Consider the following 16469-nt stretch of genomic DNA (forward strand, 5'->3'; position numbering starts at 1 on the left):
TCGTCACTCCCACTCGTGGACGGGAGTGCCCGAGGCCATGTTCTGCACGTAGTCCTTCATCATCCCGAGCAGGGCGGTGCGCCGGTTCTCGCCGGCAGCCTCACGCCGGGCCACCTGCCGTCGCTGCCACGCCGCTCCGGTCTGCCGGGTCAGCGCACGTCCCTCGACGATGCCGAGATAGCGGTCGCGGACCGCTGCCGACAGCCCGTAGGCCTCGAGGCCCTGGTGCGCGAGCGGCAACAGGCACCGCAGTACGAGTTCGTCGGCGCCGACCCATCCGGTGCGCGGCCAGTACAGCTTCGCGTCGAGACCGAACTTCGCACCGAGCACGAGGTTCCGCTCGGCGGCGTCGAAGCTGAGGTCGCGCCAGAGCGGCTCGTCGGAGTCGGTCAGGGCGCGCAGCGTCCCGTAGTAGAAGGCCGCATTGGCCATGGTGTCGAGGACGGTCGGTCCCGCAGGGAGCACACGGTTCTCGACGCGCAGGTGCGGATGGCCGTCGCTGATGTCGTAGACAGGCCGGTTCCACCGGTAGATGGTGCCGTTGTGCATCTGCAGTTCGCGCAGTTCGGGAACCCGGCCGGCGTCGAGTTCGGACATCGGATCGACGTCCGAGACCTCCGGCAGGAGAGCCGTGAAGTAGCGGGAGTTCTCCTCGAACAGGTCGAGGACGGAGTCGATCCACCGCTCACCGAACCACACGCGGGGACGAACGCCCTGGTTCCGCAATTCGAGCGGGCGTGTGTCGGTGGCCTGCGCGAACAACGGGATCCGGCTCTCGTGCCACAGCGCCTTGCCGGCGAGGAAGGGCGAGTTCGCCGCGAGCGCGACCTGCGCTCCGGCCAGGCACTGGGCAGCGTTCCAGTGCGTCGCGAAATCTTCGGGGGCGATCCGCAGGTGCAGCTGCAGGGACGTGCAGGCCGCCTCGGGGACCACCGAATTCATGTCGGCGCGAAGGGTTTCCACGGCATCACTGCCGGGCAACGGCACACCGTCGAGATCGAGTTCGATGTCCTCGCCGCGCGCCGCGAAGATCTGCTCGTTGAGCGCTTCGTACCGAGGATTGGCGGTGATCCGGCCCCGTTCGAGATCGTCGAGTTCGAGCGTGGGCAGCATGCCGATCATGACCAGCTGCGCGTCGTGCAGGTGCATCCGCTCGTCGGCGCGCCGCAGCGACGACCGCAGCGACTCTTCGAGTTCGAAGGGTTCGTCGCCGGTGAGACGTCGTGGCTCGACGTTCATCTCGACGTTGAACTGGCCGAGTTCGGTCTGGAAGACCGCGTGATCGTCGATCGCCTGAAGTACCTCGAGGTTCGACATCGCGGGCGACATGTCGTCGCGGACGAGGTTGAACTCGATCTCCATGCCGAGATGCGGTTCGGGTGACGAGTGCACGTCGACGAAGACGTCCTCTCGAAGCATCCGCTCGAGCGCCTTCATGCAGTCGCGAACCTTGCTCCGGAACATCCGCCGGTCTTCCCCGGTGAACGAACGTGCGGATATCTCAGCTCCCAATGGAACCCCCGGGTCGGCGCGCGGTCTGTCGAGCCAAGCCTAGCGCGCGCAGGTGCCGGGGGTGGGATCAGACGGCGCGGTATCCGCCCCAGTCTGTGACGACGCCGCGATCGCTCAGCCACGCGTTCGGGTTGATCTTGGTTCCTTCGGTGTCCCAGACCTCGAAGTGCAGGTGCGGTCCGGTGGACCAGCCCTCGTTACCGACGGTGGCGATCTGCTGGCCGGCGTTGACACGCTGACCGGCCGAGACCTGGTAGGTGCTCACGTGACCGTAGACGGCGGTGGTGCCGTCGTCGTTGAGGACGCGGACCCACTGGCCGAAGCCGGAAGCCGGTCCGGCGTCGAGGACCGTGCCGTTGGCCGCGGACTTGATGGGCGTGCCGATCGGAGCGGCGATGTCGATGCCGCCGTGGTGGGCGCCCCAGCGCGGACCCCAGTCGGAGGTGAGGGTGCCGGAGACGGGCTGGACGGCGGAGGGAGAAGCCGGGTTGAGCTGGTCGAGCCAGCTGGGACCCGAGAACTGGTCGAGGAAGTTCGTGACCTCTGCCGGAAGCTCGGGCGCGCCCTGCTCGGCCGGGGTGGTGATGCCGGGGATGGCCGGGATCTCGACGCCCTCGGGCAACAGGCCCGCGGGAAGCTCGAAGGGCAGGCTGGGCGCGGGGGCCTCGGCCTGGACGTGGTCGTGGCCGGGATGCGCGGCAGCGGTGCCGGCGCCGATCTGCGAGCCGACGGCGAAGAAGGCACCCGTGGCAGCGGCGACGGTGGCGGCCTTGACCGGAGCGGACGTACCGGTGGGCTCTACGCGGTGACGGCCCTTGCCGGAGGACGGCACGCGAATCGTCTCGAGGTCGAATGCTTCGTCTTCGCGTGTGCGCTGATGGCGTCCCACAGTGTGTCCCTTGTTTCGTCCCGACTTCGACCGGGTATCCCCCGGCCGCTCCTGGCGACCCAAGGTAACAAAACGGTATAGGGAAAGGCCAGTGTTACCTTTCCTTGATCTCAATCGGCGGGAACCTGCAGGTCGTACGCCCGGCCTCGAGAGCCTCGAGAACGGGCGCTTGGTTACGGCGCGCGCCCGGCGGCTACACTCACAACGCGCCAAGGTCGGCTCCGCCCGGCCGGACGCCTCCGTAGCTCAGGGGATAGAGCACCGCTCTCCTAAAGCGGGTGTCGCAGGTTCGAATCCTGCCGGGGGCACAACATCTCTGCACGTCAGGGCCGGTTTCCGGCTCTGACTGTAGAGCACGTGCAGAATCCGTGCAGAATCGTCTGTCTTGGAGCCGATACAGATCGGCCCCGGATCGGGCTTCCCTCCCGAATCCAGGGCCTCGGCCCAACGGAGATGCATTCCGATGAACCGTCAGACCATCGTAGAGCGAGCACTGTGCGTGCTCATTCCCCTCCTCGGCTTCGCCCTCCTCTACGGGCTGCCGATGCTCGGCCTCAAGTTCGCCGTCGACCACGGTCTCTACATCGCGAGCGCCGCGACCGTCGTGCCGTTCCTGCGAGCTACCCCACTCGAGCGGATCTCAGAGGTACTCGGCTACCACGAACACGACGGCCGTCGCTGCGCTCACGTCGTCCTCGAGGAACTCGACGGGGCACCCGAGCTCGAGGTGTGCATCTGGGCCGACGAGCTGCACGTCGACGTCGACACTCCGTCGGATACCGGCACGCAGATCACTACGGTCAGGACCGTCGACGTCGCCGCGAAGCTTCGCCTCACCCTCGACCGGCTTGAGCACGGCGCCGGCCCCGAGTATGAACTCGCCTTCGGCACGCCCGACGGGTGCGACGACTTCCCCCTGCTCGATCCGGCCGACATTCCGCCGCTGATCGACACGCTTGCCGAGCTGTACCGCACCTATCACGCGCACCTCGACCGCGAAGACAGCTCCATCTGATCGCGGTGTGTTGAGCCGGGCCGGTCACCCGTACCGGTCCGTGCTTTGCACGCCGCGGTCCGCGAGCCTCTGCAATCTCCGATTTCCCAGATCGTCCGCTGTGCGCCCGTAGCCATTTCACGGGTGAGCCGCCTTGCCCGCGGTGTCGTCGCCCGTTAGAGGGGCCACAGCACCAATTCTCGATCACACGTAGCTCACCCGGTAAAGGCGGACTCGAGCGGGGACACCGTGGCAGGTGTACGAGCGCGTGGAACATCCCAGTCCCGGCGACCCCGAGTAATCCCCGCAGGTCGCGTGCACACCAACCGATCGAAGCGAACGACCGACCGGCATGATGGGCATCCGTACCCCGTGCGTTACGGGGTACGCCCTGCCCTCCCACCGCTTCACTCACTCCCAGCATGAGCCAGCACAAGGACCAGATCTGAGTCCTACGTTCGAATTACACGACATGAAGGAATCGCGCCGTAGTGTGCACGCATGAGCGCAACAGGAAATGCGGACCAGCTCCGCTGCAAGTTCTGCAACGGCCCTGTGGGCTCTGAGATCAAGGGGATCGAGGCCGCTTATGTGAGTGGGCCCGTGCGGCGAGACGAGTTCTATTATTGCATTAATTCCTGTGACACGTCGCAACTGACCGGGGATTGCGGACATTCGCCGAGGCAGCTGCCCTCATAGCGCGTCGCGGGACCTTCGCGAGGATTCCCGAAATCCTCGCGAATCCTCGTCCGGTCAACGGAACTCATACATCAGCGCGAACAGCTCATCGAGCGCCTCGCGGTATTCGTCGTGTGCCTGCTCCAACTTCACTCTGGCAGCGTCCCGCTTCTTGTAGTCCCATTCCATAGGAATTGAGAGCCACTCTGGATCACCGGGCGAGGCCAGCCCGTCGCCGGCGGGCCAGAGATATGCGAAGAGCTGCTCTCGGAATTGCCCAGCGCACTGGACCATCCTCAACCACGTCTCAGCGAGCCGGGCGTCACTAGCTTTTCGTGGCTCGGTGACCCATTTCTCGTGCTGTGTCCTAAGAACGTCATCGAACCACCGCGGCAGGTGCTTGAAGTCCACGCCATCCGTGAGGTGCCTGTAGAACCTGGACCCTGGCTGTATTTCTCCGAGTAGGTCGTCGAGAAGTTTAAGGTCTTTGTCCTTCTCTCGACGGTCGTTCGCGGCGCGTGCTGCTTCCAGTTCGGACCGCGCTGATTCAAGCTCGGCTGCTAGTCCGGAGGCCCGGGATCTCTCGCCCTCCAGTTCACCGCTGAGTCGCGATACTTCGCGGTCCGACTCTTCCCGTCGCACGGAACGAACGCCGTCCAAGTAGAGCGCTATGCCTGAAACGCCAGCGAACGCGATCCATCCAGAGAGGCCATGTGTCGCCAGCCACGAGCGGGTATCGGGTATCGCGAACGCGAGGACTGTGACGATCGCACTGATTCCTCCGAGCCATGCATTCATGTGGCGAAACACTTCTAAGACCGTTTTCATGCCGAACAAGTACCACAGCTGAATTGCCAGCCATTCCGTGAGTTCGTCACTCCAGGTCCGGAATCGTCAGAACGAAGTCCAGTTAGAGCAGCGATCCGGCCGTCTGCATGGTGATACCAGCGCCAATCAATACCACGCCCCACCACATCAGCACGGCGTTCCTGCTCGCCTTCTCCGAGGTCTCTCGGTCGAGCATTTCGAGCCTGGAATCGAGCCCGCGTTGGGTCCTGTTGTCGAGCTCAGTGATCTTCCGCTCAAACTTCCGCCCAAGCTCTGCCACCGCATTCCGATTCTGCCGAACCTCACGTGCTAGCCACTCCAACTCCGACTCACCGGCGTACCGCACCTCGACGTCGGCGCTGATCTCGACGCCGATCGGCACCGTCACGTTGACCGTGACGCTCTGACGTGTTTTTCGTCCAAGTAGCTGACGCCCCAGCTCGTGAAGTTGCTGTCGGACCGTTTCTCGAATACCGATCACGAGTTGGACCTGCCGAACCGTTAGTCCCAATCCCCCGAGCTGGAGAAGTGCGCCGGTCACGACGAGGAAGTGCGTCCATCCGCTCATGTCACGCATCACACCAGAGAATGTCTGAGCTAGAAACGGCGGGCACTGGTAATGCTCTTGCGTGGATCTGAACAGGCCGCAGAATCGCGGAGAGCCGCGAACGCAAGCAGGTGCACATGGGGGGTCAGGGCGCGGTAACGGCTCGTGTAACGCGTTACACGAGCCGTTACCGTGAACCGAACAGCTCCCGCTCGATGCGAATGTCTCGATGCTCCCGAACCATCGTGACCGCACCACCCGGCCACCCGTGCTTGCGTGTGTACTCACGGCGAGCGGCACACCAGGCATCGAACCGGGCGAGGTCTGTTTCACCGGGCCAATCGCCCGGCGTGAACGATCGCAGCTCCGACGGGATCTCCGAGTCCCGCTCACCAGTCCGTCGTCTCATGCCGTCCCTCGAATGCCATACACACCTCGAGGAGCCCGCGCCGACGCGTCCTCACTTGGGATCTTGAGCGCGGCGAGCAACCGGGCAAGCGTGATCCGCTGCTGCCGAAGCTCCACGAGCGCCGGATGCACCCGCACCCCCTGGGAAGAGTCAGCGAGCGGGCCTTCCGCGTCGGCGACCTTGTGCAGCGTGTCGATCAAGTCGACCGTTCGGACCGCTTCGCGCAGGATTTGAAGCTCGTGCTCCGCAAGCTCGTAATCCTTGACGATCGCCGCCCACAGGCGACGGCCAGCAGCGCGGGTACCAGGGGGCGGTTTCAGTGTCATACGGGCCTCCTAGGGCCGATCGTTTGGTGGGCGGGGAGGGATCAGCCCTATGCCATCGGTGGGCCGTGACCCCCCGGTGGGGGTCACCCGGCCAGGGGTGGCGCTCGGTGGCCGGCGGTCGGGCTCGGTCACCACGGCTGCGAGGTCGGGAGCGGGAGCCGGGTCGCTCGGACGCGGTCGCCGGGCATCCGGTTGCCCTTGCGTTGGTTGCATCGCCTGTGAGCGAGCTGGACGTTCGATCGCTCGAAGGGTGAGCCTCCGCGTGAGACGGGAACGATCTCGTCGACTTCGGCTCTCCACGGGTGCGGCTTCCCGTCGGGTCCGATCGTGAGTGTCTTGTCGACTACTCGACCGCATAGCGCGCATGTGTCCTCTTCGGCGAGCACGCGAACTCGTAGCTTCGAGCGTCTGTAACCGTTTGCTCGTCGTGGGTTGTGCTTCCCCACCGTGTGCCTTTCATGCCGATCGAATGACCGGTTCGGCCGGTGGCCTGGGGTGAAAGGCCACCGGTCGAACCGGTCAGCCGGAACGCTGGTCCGGCGCGTGCTGTCCCGTGAGCATCCGGGCGTGGTTCCAGGTAACCGCCGTCGCGGACCACCCGCACCGGCACGTCAGCCGGTATTGCCTCAGTCGTGGAAGGTCCACGACGGTGATCGGATGCTCGTCGGTGCCCACTACCCCGAGCTTCTGTGGGTAGGGGCTCCCGAGCATGAAGAACACGTCAGGCGCCCGGCTGCCGCGACTTCTCGGCATCCTCCGCGGCGCGTTGGAGTGCGGCTTCGCGTCGTTGCCGGACGAGGTTCTCCCGAGCTCGACGACTGACTTCCCAGGGCGGTCCACTGGTGTAATCGAAGTGGGTATCGATCGGCATCGGTCAGTCCTCCATGAGTGCGTTGACGAGGTTCGTGACGACGGTGCGAGCGTTGACGATGGTGTCGTTGCTCCGGTCGATCGCGCGGTTCTTGAGTGCCGGGACGAGGTCGACGGCCCAGGTCTGTGCGTTGGGTTCGTAGGTGCGGCCGCGTAGCCAGTCGTAGGCGGCGCGGTCGGCGATGGCCTGTTCGAGCACGGCGACGAAGTCGGCGGCGGTCTTGGCGACGCGGTCCCGATCCTTTTCGCTGGGGCCCGTGGCGGTCTGGAGCGCGGCGTCGCGGGCGGCGTCGAGGTCGTCGCGGATCGCCTTGACGGCGGCGCGGTGAGCGTCGACGGTGCGAACCGATTCGTCGCGGTCGGCGGCGAGCTTCGCGGCGGCGGTGGCGGGCGGAATCTTCTTTCCGGCCCGTGCTGCGGCTGCTGCGGCTGCGGCGTCGGCCTGGCGTGCCTCGTCGTCGCGTTCCGGCTGGGCGAGCCGGTCGCGTTCGCGTTCGGCGGCGCGGACTCGCGTCTGGGCGGCGTCGTATTCGGTGATGAGCGTGGCAAGGTCGGTGGAAAGGGCCTCGAGGGGAGGTCGGCCGGCGAGGTTGTAGCGGTCGTTGCCGTTGTGGCCGGTGTATCTCATGCGTGGGTGTCCTTCGTGTCGGTGAGGGGCTTGTCGGGCCAGGCGAGTTCGAGCACCTCGCGGATTTCTTCGTCGGTGGCGACGGCCAGGAAGGCGGCGACCTGGTCGATGCTGGGGTGGGTCATGCGGTGCGGCTCCTCGCGTACTGCTCGGCGATGTTGCGGTCGATGACCCATCGGCCGGCTTCGAGTCGCCCGAGTTCCGGTGCGATCCGTCGCGCGTGTCGGTGACTGCACCCGAGCAGTCGGGCGAGCTCACCGACGCCGATGACGTCTCCTCGAGACTGTCCGAAACCTGTTGTCGCGGTGGGTTTCTGTCCGTGATCGGTCAACAGTCTTGCGAGGTGGCCGACTTCCCGCGGGACAGGCAGTCCGGCGCGTCTGCGGGCGGAGATCGCCACGCTCAGCACCCACCGAACGGTGCCGACCGCGTCGCCGGTCAGGACGAGCACGTCGTCGAGGTGTTGGATCGCCGGAACCGGCTGACGCTGTGTTGTCGTGTCAGCGTGCATGAGAAGACTCCTTGTGGGATCGGCCGTCGGGCCGGGACGTGGTGCGTACGGTGGCGGCCCATACGCCGTGGGCCTGGCGGCCTGCCTCGTCGGCGACGACGCGGCAGGGTTCGAGCACAGGACAGGTGCGACAGATCGCGGCGGCCGCGGTAAACCGGGCTCGGCGTTCTGCGGGGGTTTCTCGGACGTCGTCGAGTTCGGCGTCGAACAACGCGTGTCGGCCGACGCAGGCCGCCCCAGTGAGACGACCGTCGACGATCTGAGCGAACACAGCCGGTATCGGTGCTCGCCGGCTTCGCGGGATCCGCTGCGCCCTCACAGCATTCCCTCGGTGCCCTCGTCGTCCCACCATTCGGTGTCGGTGTCTGCGATCGAGACAGTCGCGCAGTAGGACTCGTGTTGAGGCCAGCCCGGCGCGGTCCCGGCGCAGGTGCATTCCCGACGTCGGCTCATCGCGTCCACCGCCCGAACGTCCAGCCTGTCCAACTCTTATGAGTTGGACAGTTGGACGGACAGATTCGGCGACAGCCGGACGGACGCTGGACACTGTTGGACAACATGGGTCAGCTCCCTTCCATGAATGCGGGGGCGAGCACGTACTTCGGTCGGGCATCGGAGCCGATATTCCGGAGCGCACCCCGATTGACCAGGTCGTTTATGGCTTCGTACGCGGAGGACTTGCTCACCCCGCGCTCCATTGCGAGGTCGCGGATCTCGGAGCGGCTCAATCCCTCGTGTCCAGCGCACGTCCGAAGAACGTCCAACACGGTGCGTGTGGTGGGCCGGTCTGCGGGCGAGTTGTCCAGCGGGTCTCGCTGGACAACGACCAGGGACTTTCGCTGAGTCTCGGTAGCGCCCTGCATCCGCGATTCGGACACCGTGTGCGGCACGAGACGGTAGTGGTGCTCGCATCCGTCCGGGGCGTCCTTGTGCTTCTCGCAGTGGATCTTGACGACCCCGTCTCCCCCGGTCAGGCGCAGATCCGACCAGACCTGTCCATCCCACGCGCTCGAGCCGCGGCCCCCGGCTCCGTTCTTCGGGGAGTGGTGCACCACCAGGACCGTGCATCCGGCGGCCTGCTGGATCCGCTCGAGGTTGCTGATCGCCCGCCCCTGTTCGGTCGCGGAGTTCTCCTCGAGTCCGATGGTGCAGCGGGCGCGGGTATCGAGTACAAGAAGCTCAGCATCGACCTCTGAGACCAGGTCGACGGCGTCGGAAACGTCGACGACGTTGCCCAGCTGTATAGGCGCCGGAAGCACGAACAGTCGCTTCTCGAGCTCCCTCGGGTCGACGCCGGTCAGCTCGCACCACGCCAGGATCCGCACGAGCAGCCCCGATGCTCCCTCGGCGGCAACGTAGACCACCGTGCCGGCCTTCGGGACGTGGTGGCCTTCCCAGTTCTGTCCGGAGGCGACCGCGCAAGAGATGCCCAGTGTCACGAACGATTTGTACGAGCCGGGCGGCCCCGACAATTGGGCCAGCGTGTCGCGGTAGAGCAGCCCGTCGACGAGTGGCTCGACACCGTGCATCGCCGCGAGGTCGGACAGTGTCAGCAGACACTCGCGAAGGTGCGGTCGCGTCGACGGCCCCTGCGGCGTCTCAGGTGGCAGCAACTCGTCGCGGGAGTCGTTGGCGCCCGGGAGGATGCCGTCCTGGTCGGGCCAAGGAGCATCGGGATAGTCCTGTCCGATCACTGCTGCATCACCCTCTCGGCGACCGTGGCGGCGAGGCGGCGTTCGGGGCCGCCGCGACGCCACAGCTCGCGCAAGTCGTCGACCGGCATGATCGGTGTCAGGCCGACGTCGAGCAGATGCGCTGCTGCCGCGGTGAGAGCGTCGGTTCTGCGCTGGCTCGGTCCGGGCTCATTGCAGCGATGCCACCACGGATCCACACAGCCGCACTCGAGCGGTGGGAGTCGATGGATTGCCGAACGACGGCGTGCGAGTTGATCTTTGACACTGGTACCGTGGAAGTCCGTGAGTGAGCTGTAAGCAGCGAGTTCGGGAGCCGCCCCGTGGTCCGCGGGGCGGCTTTCGTATGCGCTCATGCGATACCGCCCTCAAGTTCGGCGGCCATTTCGGTGAGGGCCGCATCGAGCCTTGCGAGGGTGTCCACGACCCGAGCTCGTTGCTCCTGAATGGAGATCAGGCCATCGCTAGTTGAGATGCGATTTGCGTCGACCGCTCGAGCGTCGAGTCGGTGTGCGTCGGGCGCCGGGAAAAGGTGCGTCACTTCGCACCACCCGAGTGAGCAACAGCCGACATCGGTCGCATCATCGAGTCGATCTCGTTGAGGTCGACTCGGATCATGCGCGGTCCGAACCGGTATCCAGTAATGCGTCCGGCCGAGATATAACGGCGTATCGTCCTGCTACAGACCCCGAACTCTTCGGCGGCCTGAGGAATTGACACGAGGCGGCGGGGTACGTTCTTCCCTGACACGGGGGATTCTCCTTAGAAAAGAAGAACGCCGAGCTACAGGCAGACCTATCTGAGGTCGTTCTGTGCTCGGCTCCCGTTTCGGGGCTCTCGCTCGTTAGAGCGAACTGGACTCGCCGTTAATCGAGACCTCCTGACACGCCCTTTCGGCTCAGCCACGTTTCGCGGCTGGTCATTCACCCTCGACTAGCTGTCGGTGTTCGGTTGTATGTCACTGTCCATCCAAGTGGACAGTAAGAACATTAAAGCACACGACTTTTCAAACCCTGCTCGCTAAACGCCGTCACCAGTCGCTAGCTGCGACAACCGTTCTGCAATCTGTGCATCCCTCCCCGCAGCGGCGTGCTGGTAACGCATCGCCATATTCGGGGTCGAGTGCCCCAACCGCGCCATGAGTTCCTTGGTGGTTGCACCTGCTTGCGCCGCTAGAACTGCTCCCTGGTGCCGGAGGTCATGCAAACGTAGGTCCGGGCGGTCGATCTTCTTCGCGGCCTGTTCGAAGTGATACCGCAACGTCCACTCCCCTAGCCGGTCCCCGTCAGTCGACGTGAACAAGAGAGCGTTCTTCCCCCGGGCCACATGCTCAGCGAGATGGTCCACCACGGCGGTGCGGATATGTGGGGGCACAGCAACGTCCCGGACGCCGGCAGTCGATTTCGGTGCACCTACATGCGGCTGCCCCTCCACGAACACCACAGCCCGGCGGATCCGCACCACACTGCCGTCCTCAGCTACGTCGTTACGGCGTAGCTCGAGCAGTTCCCCTCGGCGTAGACCGCACCAGGCGCCGAGCTTTACGAGCAACCGGAGACGATCAGGCATCGCATAGGCGAGGGCATCGAGCTCAGAAAGGGAGAGCAGTCGGATTTCATGGGCGCGTTCGGTGCGTCCAGCTCGAGGAATCCGGCAGGGATTCGTGGGTATGAGTCCGTCGTCGACTGCCGTCCCGAGAATGGTCCTCAGCAACGCGTAGACCCGGGCATTACGGGTCTTACCCGTCGAGACCCTGTTCGGGCCGGGGGTGTCGCGAAGGTCGGCGAACCATACGCGGATCTGATCGGGTGCCACGCCATCGAGAGGGAGTGCTCCGAGGGTCGGTTCGATGTGCTGTTCGAACATGCGTCGGTAGAGGTGCCGGGTGGACTCTTTGAGGTGCCGATGAGTGATCCACCGATCGGCGTAGTCCCCGAGGGTGAGTACGGGTGCCGGCGGTTCGTCGATACCCCGTTCGGTGGGTGGGGTCCACACGTCCAGGTCGATGAGGCGTCGTTCGGCGTTCAACCAGCCGATTGCGTCGTCCTCGGCGGCGAACGTGCGCGGCGCCTTGTAGAGCAACCCGTCAGGCGCGGTGTAGTTCGCCTGCCACCGACCGGAGGGAAGTTTGCGGAGACCTCCGAAGGATCGTTTCTTTCGACGCGCCATGTCGCCCCTCGTGCAGAATATGTGCAGAACCAGGTTCATCCTATGACACGTTGCGTCCACAACTGTCCACATGTAGATTCACGTATGACCAGCGGATGCGGTACAAGTTCCCTGGTCAACGATCGCAGAAGATCGGCATTCACGACAGGTTCGAATCCTGCCGGGGGCACACATCGGGTCCGCCGGCTCCGCGAGCACTCCCGGACCCCACCCCCGGAATGTCACGGGCACCGTCCCGTCCATGCATCACGGTTCGATCTAGTCGGCCCTCCGCCGTCCGCGCGACAGTTAGCATCCACAACGATGCCGCTCGACGACGACGGAAATCGAGGACCCCGCATGGACATTCGGCCTCGTGCCCGACATCTCGCCGTGGTCGTCTCTGCGGCGGTCCTCGGATTGTTCGTCACTCCCGCTCCCGCAGGAGCCGGGGGAGTCTCCGGCCTGGCCGAAGGACCCGCTCATCCCGTCGGGGCGGGCAACGCCCGCACGTACGTCACCGTCGACGAGGCGGGCACGCCGGCCACCATCGGAGTGCGACTCGATGCGGCGGCCCTCGACGACCTGCCCAGTGCGCTGCTGCCGGTCACCGAGGCCTACGTGCTCGAGTTGCCCGAGGAGGCGGCCGCCACCGCGTTCGACCACGTCACGGTCGACTGGAACTCGCACGGCCACGACCCCCAGCACGGCTTCGACGTCCCGCACTTCGACGTCCACTTCTATCTCCTGGATCGGCCCACAGTGGAGTCGATCCATCCCTTCGCCCCCGGCTACATCCCGGCCGCGGCCCGCGTGCCCGACCCGCGTTACGTGCCGGAGGGGTACGCACCGTCCGGGGATCCGCTGACGTCGACCGTCGCGGGCATGGGACTGCACTGGGTGGACACCACCGAGGCGGAGCACGATCCGGCAGCGGGACACCACCTCACCGAGACCGTGCTCTACGGCACGTGGGATGGACGGCAGGCGTTCATCGAACCCATGCTGAGCCGGGAGTGGCTCGCGACGCGGCCGGCGCACCACGAGGAACTCCGACTGCCCGAGGCGTACCAACGCGAGGGCCTCTACCCCACCACCTACTCCGTGTGGTGGGACGAGGCGTCGCAGACGTACACGGTCGAACTCGGCGGGCTCACGATGCGTGAGGCGTCGTAGGCCGGTCGGTCGAGCGGAGGCTCAGTCCAGCGGGGAGACACGGATGAGGTTCCCGTCCGGGTCCGAGACCACGAACGTCCGCCCGAACACCTCGTCGTGCGGCGCCTCCACGACCGTCACCCCCTTACCGGCCCACTCGTCGTGGATCGCATCGACGGCGGCGGCCGAGCCCGGCACCATCAGGCCCACCTCGGAGAACCGCGGCGCGGTCGCATCCACGGTCTCCGCGCGGCCCGACCACAGGGCGAACAGCACTCCCGGCGCCACTTCGAAGGAGACGTAGCGCGGGGTCGTCATCTGCGGGGTCATGGCGAACAGGTCGCTGTAGAAGCGGGTCGCGCGTTCGACATCGGTCACGTAGATCAGGAACAGGTTGGGCGACGACACGGTCATCGGTCTCTCCTTCCGGTAGGCGGTGAAGGCTTCGAGGACTACCGTGACACCGAAACCCGACAGTTCCTGTCGTGTTTTCGAAAGGAGATCGCGCATCCGATGAACCGGCCGCAGCGGTTGCTGAGCATGTTGGTCGTCCTGCAGGCCCGCAGACGGGTCACGGCCGCCGAACTCGCGGCGGAGTTCGGAGTCTCCGAGCGCACCGTGTTGCGCGATGTGGAAACGCTTGCTGCTGCGGACCTTCCGGTGGTCGCCGAACGAGGCAGATACGGCGGCATCGTGATGCTCCCCGGCCGGCAGACCGACCTGAACCGGCTCAACGCATCCGAGGTGGACGTCCTGCGCGCACTGGGTGTCGACATGGGCCGGGCCCGGCAACTCGGTGTCGACGCCGCCGCGCGGGACGCCGTCCACAAGCTCACCGCACGCGCCCGGCGCACGCCCTCCACCGCACGCGAGAACGACCTGCTGCCACTGACCGAGGTGGTCACCGTCGACAATCGGGGATGGTTCGCCAGCGAGGACCGGGCCGACGTCGCTGCCCTCACCCGCGACCTGCGGCGCGGACGGCAACTCGCCATCACGTACCGCTCGAGCGGGCACCGCGACGAACGCGAGATCGTCGTCGATCCCTACGGTGTGCTCTCCCGCGCCGGCCGTTGGTATCTCGTGGCGGACGACGAGGGGCGACCACGACTGTTCGCACTGACCCGCCTGAGTGCGTGGACAGTGCTCGACCGGCCGCGCCGCCTGTCCCCCGGCCGCACCCTGCCCGCCCTGGCACGCGAACTCGGCGACGCACTCGAACGACGCGAGGACGTCGTCGTCACCGCCGATCTCGCGGCGAACCGCCTCGATCTCGCCCGGCGCATCCTCGGTGCCCGCCTGCGCGGGAGCACCGCAGGGCCGCGACCGGACGTCTTGCGGATCACGGTGGCCTACGACTCGATCGACGGTGTGCGGCAACTGCTGCAGTTCGGTGAGCACATCGAGATCGTCGGGCCACCCGAGGCACGGAACCTCGTGGCGGAACTGGCCGAATCCCTCCTCCGCCGTCACACCGCGCATCGCCGCCGCGAGTGAACTCCCGCTGATCCGAACCCTGTTCCGCCCGGACCGGGCTTCCTATCGTGGGGAGATGTTCGACGCCCACCTGCACATCATCGATCCGCGTTTCCCCCTCGTCGAGAACGACGGCTATCTGCCCGAACCGTTCACCGTCGACGACTATCTCGCGCGGGTCGCGCATCTGGGTGTCACCGGAGGCGCGGTGGTGTCGGGGTCGTTCCAGGCGTTCGACCACGGCTATCTCCTCGACGCGCTCGACCGGCTCGGGCCCACTTTCGTCGGCGTCGTACAACTTCCGGCCACCGCCTCGGACGACGAGATCACCCGGCTCGACGCGGCGGGAGTGCGGGCCGTGCGATTCAACGTCCGCCGTGGCGGATCGGCCACGCTGTCCGACCTGGACCGGCTCGCCCGGCGGGTCCACGATCTCGTCGGCTGGCACGCCGAGTTGTACATCGATTCGCGCGATCTGGCCGAGCTGCACACCACGATCGCGGCACTGCCCGCCGTCTCCGTCGACCACCTGGGCCTGTCCCAGGAGGGCCTGCCGTCACTGTTGCGGCTGGTGGAGAGCGGTATCCACGTGAAGGCAACAGGGTTCGGGCGCGTCGATCTCCCGGTGGCCGACGCGCTTCGCGCCGTTGTCGATGTGAATCCCGGTGCACTCGTGTTCGGCACCGACCTGCCGTCGACCCGCGCACCGCGACCGTTCCGGGACAGCGACATCACCCTCGTCGAGGACGTGCTCGGCGACGAACTCGCCGACGCGGTACTGCGCCGCAATGCTTCCGAGCTGTATCGGATCGAGACCGAAACCGCTCCTGGGTCTTCGGTGTCTCGATAGACTCACGCACGTCATCGGTGCGCGGGACGCGCCGCGGTATTCCTCGCTGCGGTCGGCTCCCGGACGTGACCTTCCCTTTCCGAGGAGCAGCACCATGCCTGCACTGCGAATTCCACGTCGAGTTCTCGCCCTGGCGGCACCCGTCGCCGCCGCAATCGCATTCACCGGTGTGGCCACCGCTGCACCCCCTCAGCCCCTGGGCACGGCGATCACCATCGGCTGCATCAACCAGGGCAGCCTGGCGTCGTTCACCTCGGTCACGGCGCAACCCGGACCGGACGAGGGCATCCCCGGCGGCCACGTCCTGTTCTCCACGCGGGAAGCCCTGTGGCCGGTCCCGGCAGCGGGACAGGTCAGCGTCGCATGGCTCAACCGCAACAACGGCCGTGCCGGCATCGTCGATCTCGGCGGTGCGTACCCGAACCTGTCGACGCTGGTCGACACCGGGCCGGGTGAGGTCGTGGCGACGGTCTTCGGTTCGGTGAATCTCGGCAGTGGACCGCTGTGCAACTCGACCCCCGCAGTCGGCAGCGTCGTGGTGCCGTGACGTCCGGGCGAGGCATCCGGCCACCTCTGTGCCGGATGCCTCCTCACCGAGGTGAGGCCGGATGCAGCGTCACCTGGGCGAATACATGATGATGGCGACACCGGCGAGGCACACGAGCGCGCCCGCGACATCCCATCGGTCCGGCCGGAAGCCGTCCATCACCATGCCCCACACCAGGGAACCCGCCACGAACACACCGCCGTACGCGGCGAGGATGCGACCGAAGTTCGCGTCGGGCTGGAGCGTGGCGACGAAACCGTAAGCGCCGAGAGCGATCACGCCCAGGCCCATCCAGATCCAGCCGCGGTGCTCGCGCACGCCCTGCCACACCAGCCACGCACCGCCGATCTCGAACAGGGCGGCAACGGCGAACAGCAGCAACGACTTCAGCACGGTCACGGGAGGTGACT

21 protein-coding genes and 1 tRNA gene are annotated in these 16469 nt (G+C 66.2%); 6 read left to right on the forward strand and 16 right to left on the reverse strand.

Going from position 1 to position 16469, the window contains the following annotated elements; genetic code table 11:
- Positions 1–3: 3 nt before the first annotated feature.
- Both B9C99_RS10225 and B9C99_RS10230 read right to left on the reverse strand, forming a co-directional pair.
- On the reverse strand, positions 4–1512 hold the full coding sequence (locus B9C99_RS10225; RefSeq protein WP_172414911.1) for a glutamate-cysteine ligase family protein: 1509 nt from the start codon (positions 1510–1512) through the stop codon (positions 4–6).
- A 67-nt stretch (positions 1513–1579) separates the two neighbouring features.
- Positions 1580–2401 carry a M23 family metallopeptidase gene (locus B9C99_RS10230; RefSeq protein ID WP_016692207.1) on the reverse strand — a complete coding sequence of 274 codons (822 nt, stop codon included), beginning with the start codon at positions 2399–2401 and terminating at the stop codon, positions 1580–1582.
- Positions 2402–2636: 235 nt separating this feature from the next.
- On the opposite strand from B9C99_RS10230, the gene B9C99_RS10235 reads away from it, so the two are divergent.
- Positions 2637–2709, forward strand: a tRNA-Arg gene (locus tag B9C99_RS10235).
- 155 nt (positions 2710–2864) lie between these two features.
- Positions 2865–3416: a hypothetical protein gene (locus B9C99_RS10240; protein ID WP_088897751.1), complete on the forward strand. Its 552-nt coding sequence runs from the start codon at positions 2865–2867 to the stop codon at positions 3414–3416.
- Between the two features lie 732 nt (positions 3417–4148).
- Here B9C99_RS10240 and B9C99_RS10245 read toward each other — a convergent pair.
- From B9C99_RS10245 to B9C99_RS10305, 12 genes are all read right to left on the reverse strand, one after another.
- Positions 4149–4871: a hypothetical protein gene (locus B9C99_RS10245; RefSeq protein ID WP_143543550.1), complete on the reverse strand. Its 723-nt coding sequence runs from the start codon at positions 4869–4871 to the stop codon at positions 4149–4151.
- A gap of 112 nt (positions 4872–4983) precedes the next feature.
- Positions 4984–5478 carry a hypothetical protein gene (locus B9C99_RS10250; RefSeq protein ID WP_088897753.1) on the reverse strand — a complete coding sequence of 165 codons (495 nt, stop codon included), beginning with the start codon at positions 5476–5478 and terminating at the stop codon, positions 4984–4986.
- Between the two features lie 375 nt (positions 5479–5853).
- On the reverse strand, positions 5854–6183 hold the full coding sequence (locus B9C99_RS10255) for a hypothetical protein (protein WP_088897754.1): 330 nt from the start codon (positions 6181–6183) through the stop codon (positions 5854–5856).
- A 128-nt stretch (positions 6184–6311) separates the two neighbouring features.
- Positions 6312–6629 (reverse strand): HNH endonuclease, encoded by a 318-nt coding sequence (locus B9C99_RS26345; protein ID WP_088897755.1) that lies wholly within the window; start codon positions 6627–6629, stop codon positions 6312–6314.
- Positions 6630–7057: 428 nt separating this feature from the next.
- Positions 7058–7681: a hypothetical protein gene (locus B9C99_RS10270; RefSeq protein ID WP_088897757.1), complete on the reverse strand. Its 624-nt coding sequence runs from the start codon at positions 7679–7681 to the stop codon at positions 7058–7060.
- A complete protein-coding gene (locus B9C99_RS26255; protein WP_283479601.1) occupies positions 7678–7806 on the reverse strand; it encodes a hypothetical protein in 129 nt (42 codons plus the stop codon). The genes B9C99_RS10270 and B9C99_RS26255 overlap by 4 nt, the downstream gene beginning before the upstream one ends.
- Positions 7803–8192: a hypothetical protein gene (locus B9C99_RS10275; protein WP_088897758.1), complete on the reverse strand. Its 390-nt coding sequence runs from the start codon at positions 8190–8192 to the stop codon at positions 7803–7805. The genes B9C99_RS26255 and B9C99_RS10275 overlap by 4 nt, the downstream gene beginning before the upstream one ends.
- A complete protein-coding gene (locus tag B9C99_RS26350; protein WP_088897759.1) occupies positions 8182–8805 on the reverse strand; it encodes a WhiB family transcriptional regulator in 624 nt (207 codons plus the stop codon). Before B9C99_RS26350 ends, B9C99_RS10275 begins: the two co-directional genes overlap by 11 nt.
- Positions 8756–9886 carry an AAA family ATPase gene (locus B9C99_RS10285; RefSeq protein WP_088897760.1) on the reverse strand — a complete coding sequence of 377 codons (1131 nt, stop codon included), beginning with the start codon at positions 9884–9886 and terminating at the stop codon, positions 8756–8758. Before B9C99_RS10285 ends, B9C99_RS26350 begins: the two co-directional genes overlap by 50 nt.
- Positions 9883–10083: a hypothetical protein gene (locus B9C99_RS10290; protein WP_253250028.1), complete on the reverse strand. Its 201-nt coding sequence runs from the start codon at positions 10081–10083 to the stop codon at positions 9883–9885. Before B9C99_RS10290 ends, B9C99_RS10285 begins: the two co-directional genes overlap by 4 nt.
- Before the next feature lie 337 nt (positions 10084–10420).
- Entirely contained in the window at positions 10421–10633 is a 213-nt protein-coding gene (locus B9C99_RS10300) for a helix-turn-helix domain-containing protein (protein ID WP_088897762.1), read from the reverse strand.
- Positions 10634–10903: 270 nt separating this feature from the next.
- Positions 10904–12091, reverse strand: coding sequence for a site-specific integrase (locus B9C99_RS10305; RefSeq protein WP_253250029.1), 1188 nt, complete (start codon positions 12089–12091; stop codon positions 10904–10906).
- A 300-nt stretch (positions 12092–12391) separates the two neighbouring features.
- Between B9C99_RS10305 and B9C99_RS10310 the strand changes: the two genes are divergently transcribed.
- On the forward strand, positions 12392–13207 hold the full coding sequence (locus B9C99_RS10310) for a DUF5602 domain-containing protein (RefSeq protein WP_016692208.1): 816 nt from the start codon (positions 12392–12394) through the stop codon (positions 13205–13207).
- 21 nt (positions 13208–13228) lie between these two features.
- On the opposite strand, the gene B9C99_RS10315 is transcribed toward B9C99_RS10310, so the two are convergent.
- On the reverse strand, positions 13229–13600 hold the full coding sequence (locus B9C99_RS10315; RefSeq protein ID WP_232622120.1) for a VOC family protein: 372 nt from the start codon (positions 13598–13600) through the stop codon (positions 13229–13231).
- Positions 13601–13699: 99 nt separating this feature from the next.
- On the opposite strand from B9C99_RS10315, the gene B9C99_RS10320 reads away from it, so the two are divergent.
- From B9C99_RS10320 to B9C99_RS10330, 3 genes are all read left to right on the forward strand, one after another.
- Complete coding sequence (locus B9C99_RS10320) at positions 13700–14683, forward strand: YafY family protein (protein ID WP_016692210.1); 984 nt, start codon at positions 13700–13702, stop codon at positions 14681–14683.
- A gap of 55 nt (positions 14684–14738) precedes the next feature.
- Positions 14739–15512: an amidohydrolase family protein gene (locus tag B9C99_RS10325; protein ID WP_016692211.1), complete on the forward strand. Its 774-nt coding sequence runs from the start codon at positions 14739–14741 to the stop codon at positions 15510–15512.
- A 94-nt stretch (positions 15513–15606) separates the two neighbouring features.
- A complete protein-coding gene (locus tag B9C99_RS10330; protein ID WP_059381724.1) occupies positions 15607–16059 on the forward strand; it encodes a hypothetical protein in 453 nt (150 codons plus the stop codon).
- A gap of 69 nt (positions 16060–16128) precedes the next feature.
- Here the strand turns inward: B9C99_RS10330 and B9C99_RS10335 are convergent, their stop codons facing one another.
- A complete protein-coding gene (locus B9C99_RS10335; protein WP_006551592.1) occupies positions 16129–16458 on the reverse strand; it encodes a YnfA family protein in 330 nt (109 codons plus the stop codon).
- Positions 16459–16469: the final 11 nt, after the last annotated feature.

The organism is Rhodococcus sp. BUPNP1, from assembly GCF_002215235.1.
Lineage (GTDB): Bacteria > Actinomycetota > Actinomycetes > Mycobacteriales > Mycobacteriaceae > Rhodococcus.

What these genes read in the sequence shown, in the direction of transcription:
- B9C99_RS10270 (WP_088897757.1), bottom strand. Translation starts at nt 7,681, where the DNA reads ATGAGATACACCGGCCACAACGGCAACGACCGCTACAACCTCGCCGGC.
- B9C99_RS10240 (WP_088897751.1), top strand. Translation starts at nt 2,865, where the DNA reads ATGAACCGTCAGACCATCGTAGAGCGAGCACTGTGCGTGCTCATTCCC.
- B9C99_RS10320 (WP_016692210.1), top strand. Translation starts at nt 13,700, where the DNA reads ATGAACCGGCCGCAGCGGTTGCTGAGCATGTTGGTCGTCCTGCAGGCC.
- B9C99_RS10330 (WP_059381724.1), top strand. Translation starts at nt 15,607, where the DNA reads ATGCCTGCACTGCGAATTCCACGTCGAGTTCTCGCCCTGGCGGCACCC.
- B9C99_RS10275 (WP_088897758.1), bottom strand. Translation starts at nt 8,192, where the DNA reads ATGCACGCTGACACGACAACACAGCGTCAGCCGGTTCCGGCGATCCAA.
- B9C99_RS10315 (WP_232622120.1), bottom strand. Translation starts at nt 13,600, where the DNA reads ATGACCGTGTCGTCGCCCAACCTGTTCCTGATCTACGTGACCGATGTC.
- B9C99_RS10245 (WP_143543550.1), bottom strand. Translation starts at nt 4,871, where the DNA reads ATGAATGCATGGCTCGGAGGAATCAGTGCGATCGTCACAGTCCTCGCG.
- B9C99_RS10250 (WP_088897753.1), bottom strand. Translation starts at nt 5,478, where the DNA reads ATGCGTGACATGAGCGGATGGACGCACTTCCTCGTCGTGACCGGCGCA.
- B9C99_RS10305 (WP_253250029.1), bottom strand. Translation starts at nt 12,091, where the DNA reads ATGAACCTGGTTCTGCACATATTCTGCACGAGGGGCGACATGGCGCGT.
- B9C99_RS26255 (WP_283479601.1), bottom strand. Translation starts at nt 7,806, where the DNA reads ATGACCCACCCCAGCATCGACCAGGTCGCCGCCTTCCTGGCCGTCGCC.
- B9C99_RS10310 (WP_016692208.1), top strand. Translation starts at nt 12,392, where the DNA reads ATGGACATTCGGCCTCGTGCCCGACATCTCGCCGTGGTCGTCTCTGCG.
- B9C99_RS10255 (WP_088897754.1), bottom strand. Translation starts at nt 6,183, where the DNA reads ATGACACTGAAACCGCCCCCTGGTACCCGCGCTGCTGGCCGTCGCCTG.
- B9C99_RS10325 (WP_016692211.1), top strand. Translation starts at nt 14,739, where the DNA reads ATGTTCGACGCCCACCTGCACATCATCGATCCGCGTTTCCCCCTCGTC.
- B9C99_RS26350 (WP_088897759.1), bottom strand. Translation starts at nt 8,805, where the DNA reads ATGCCCGACCGAAGTACGTGCTCGCCCCCGCATTCATGGAAGGGAGCT.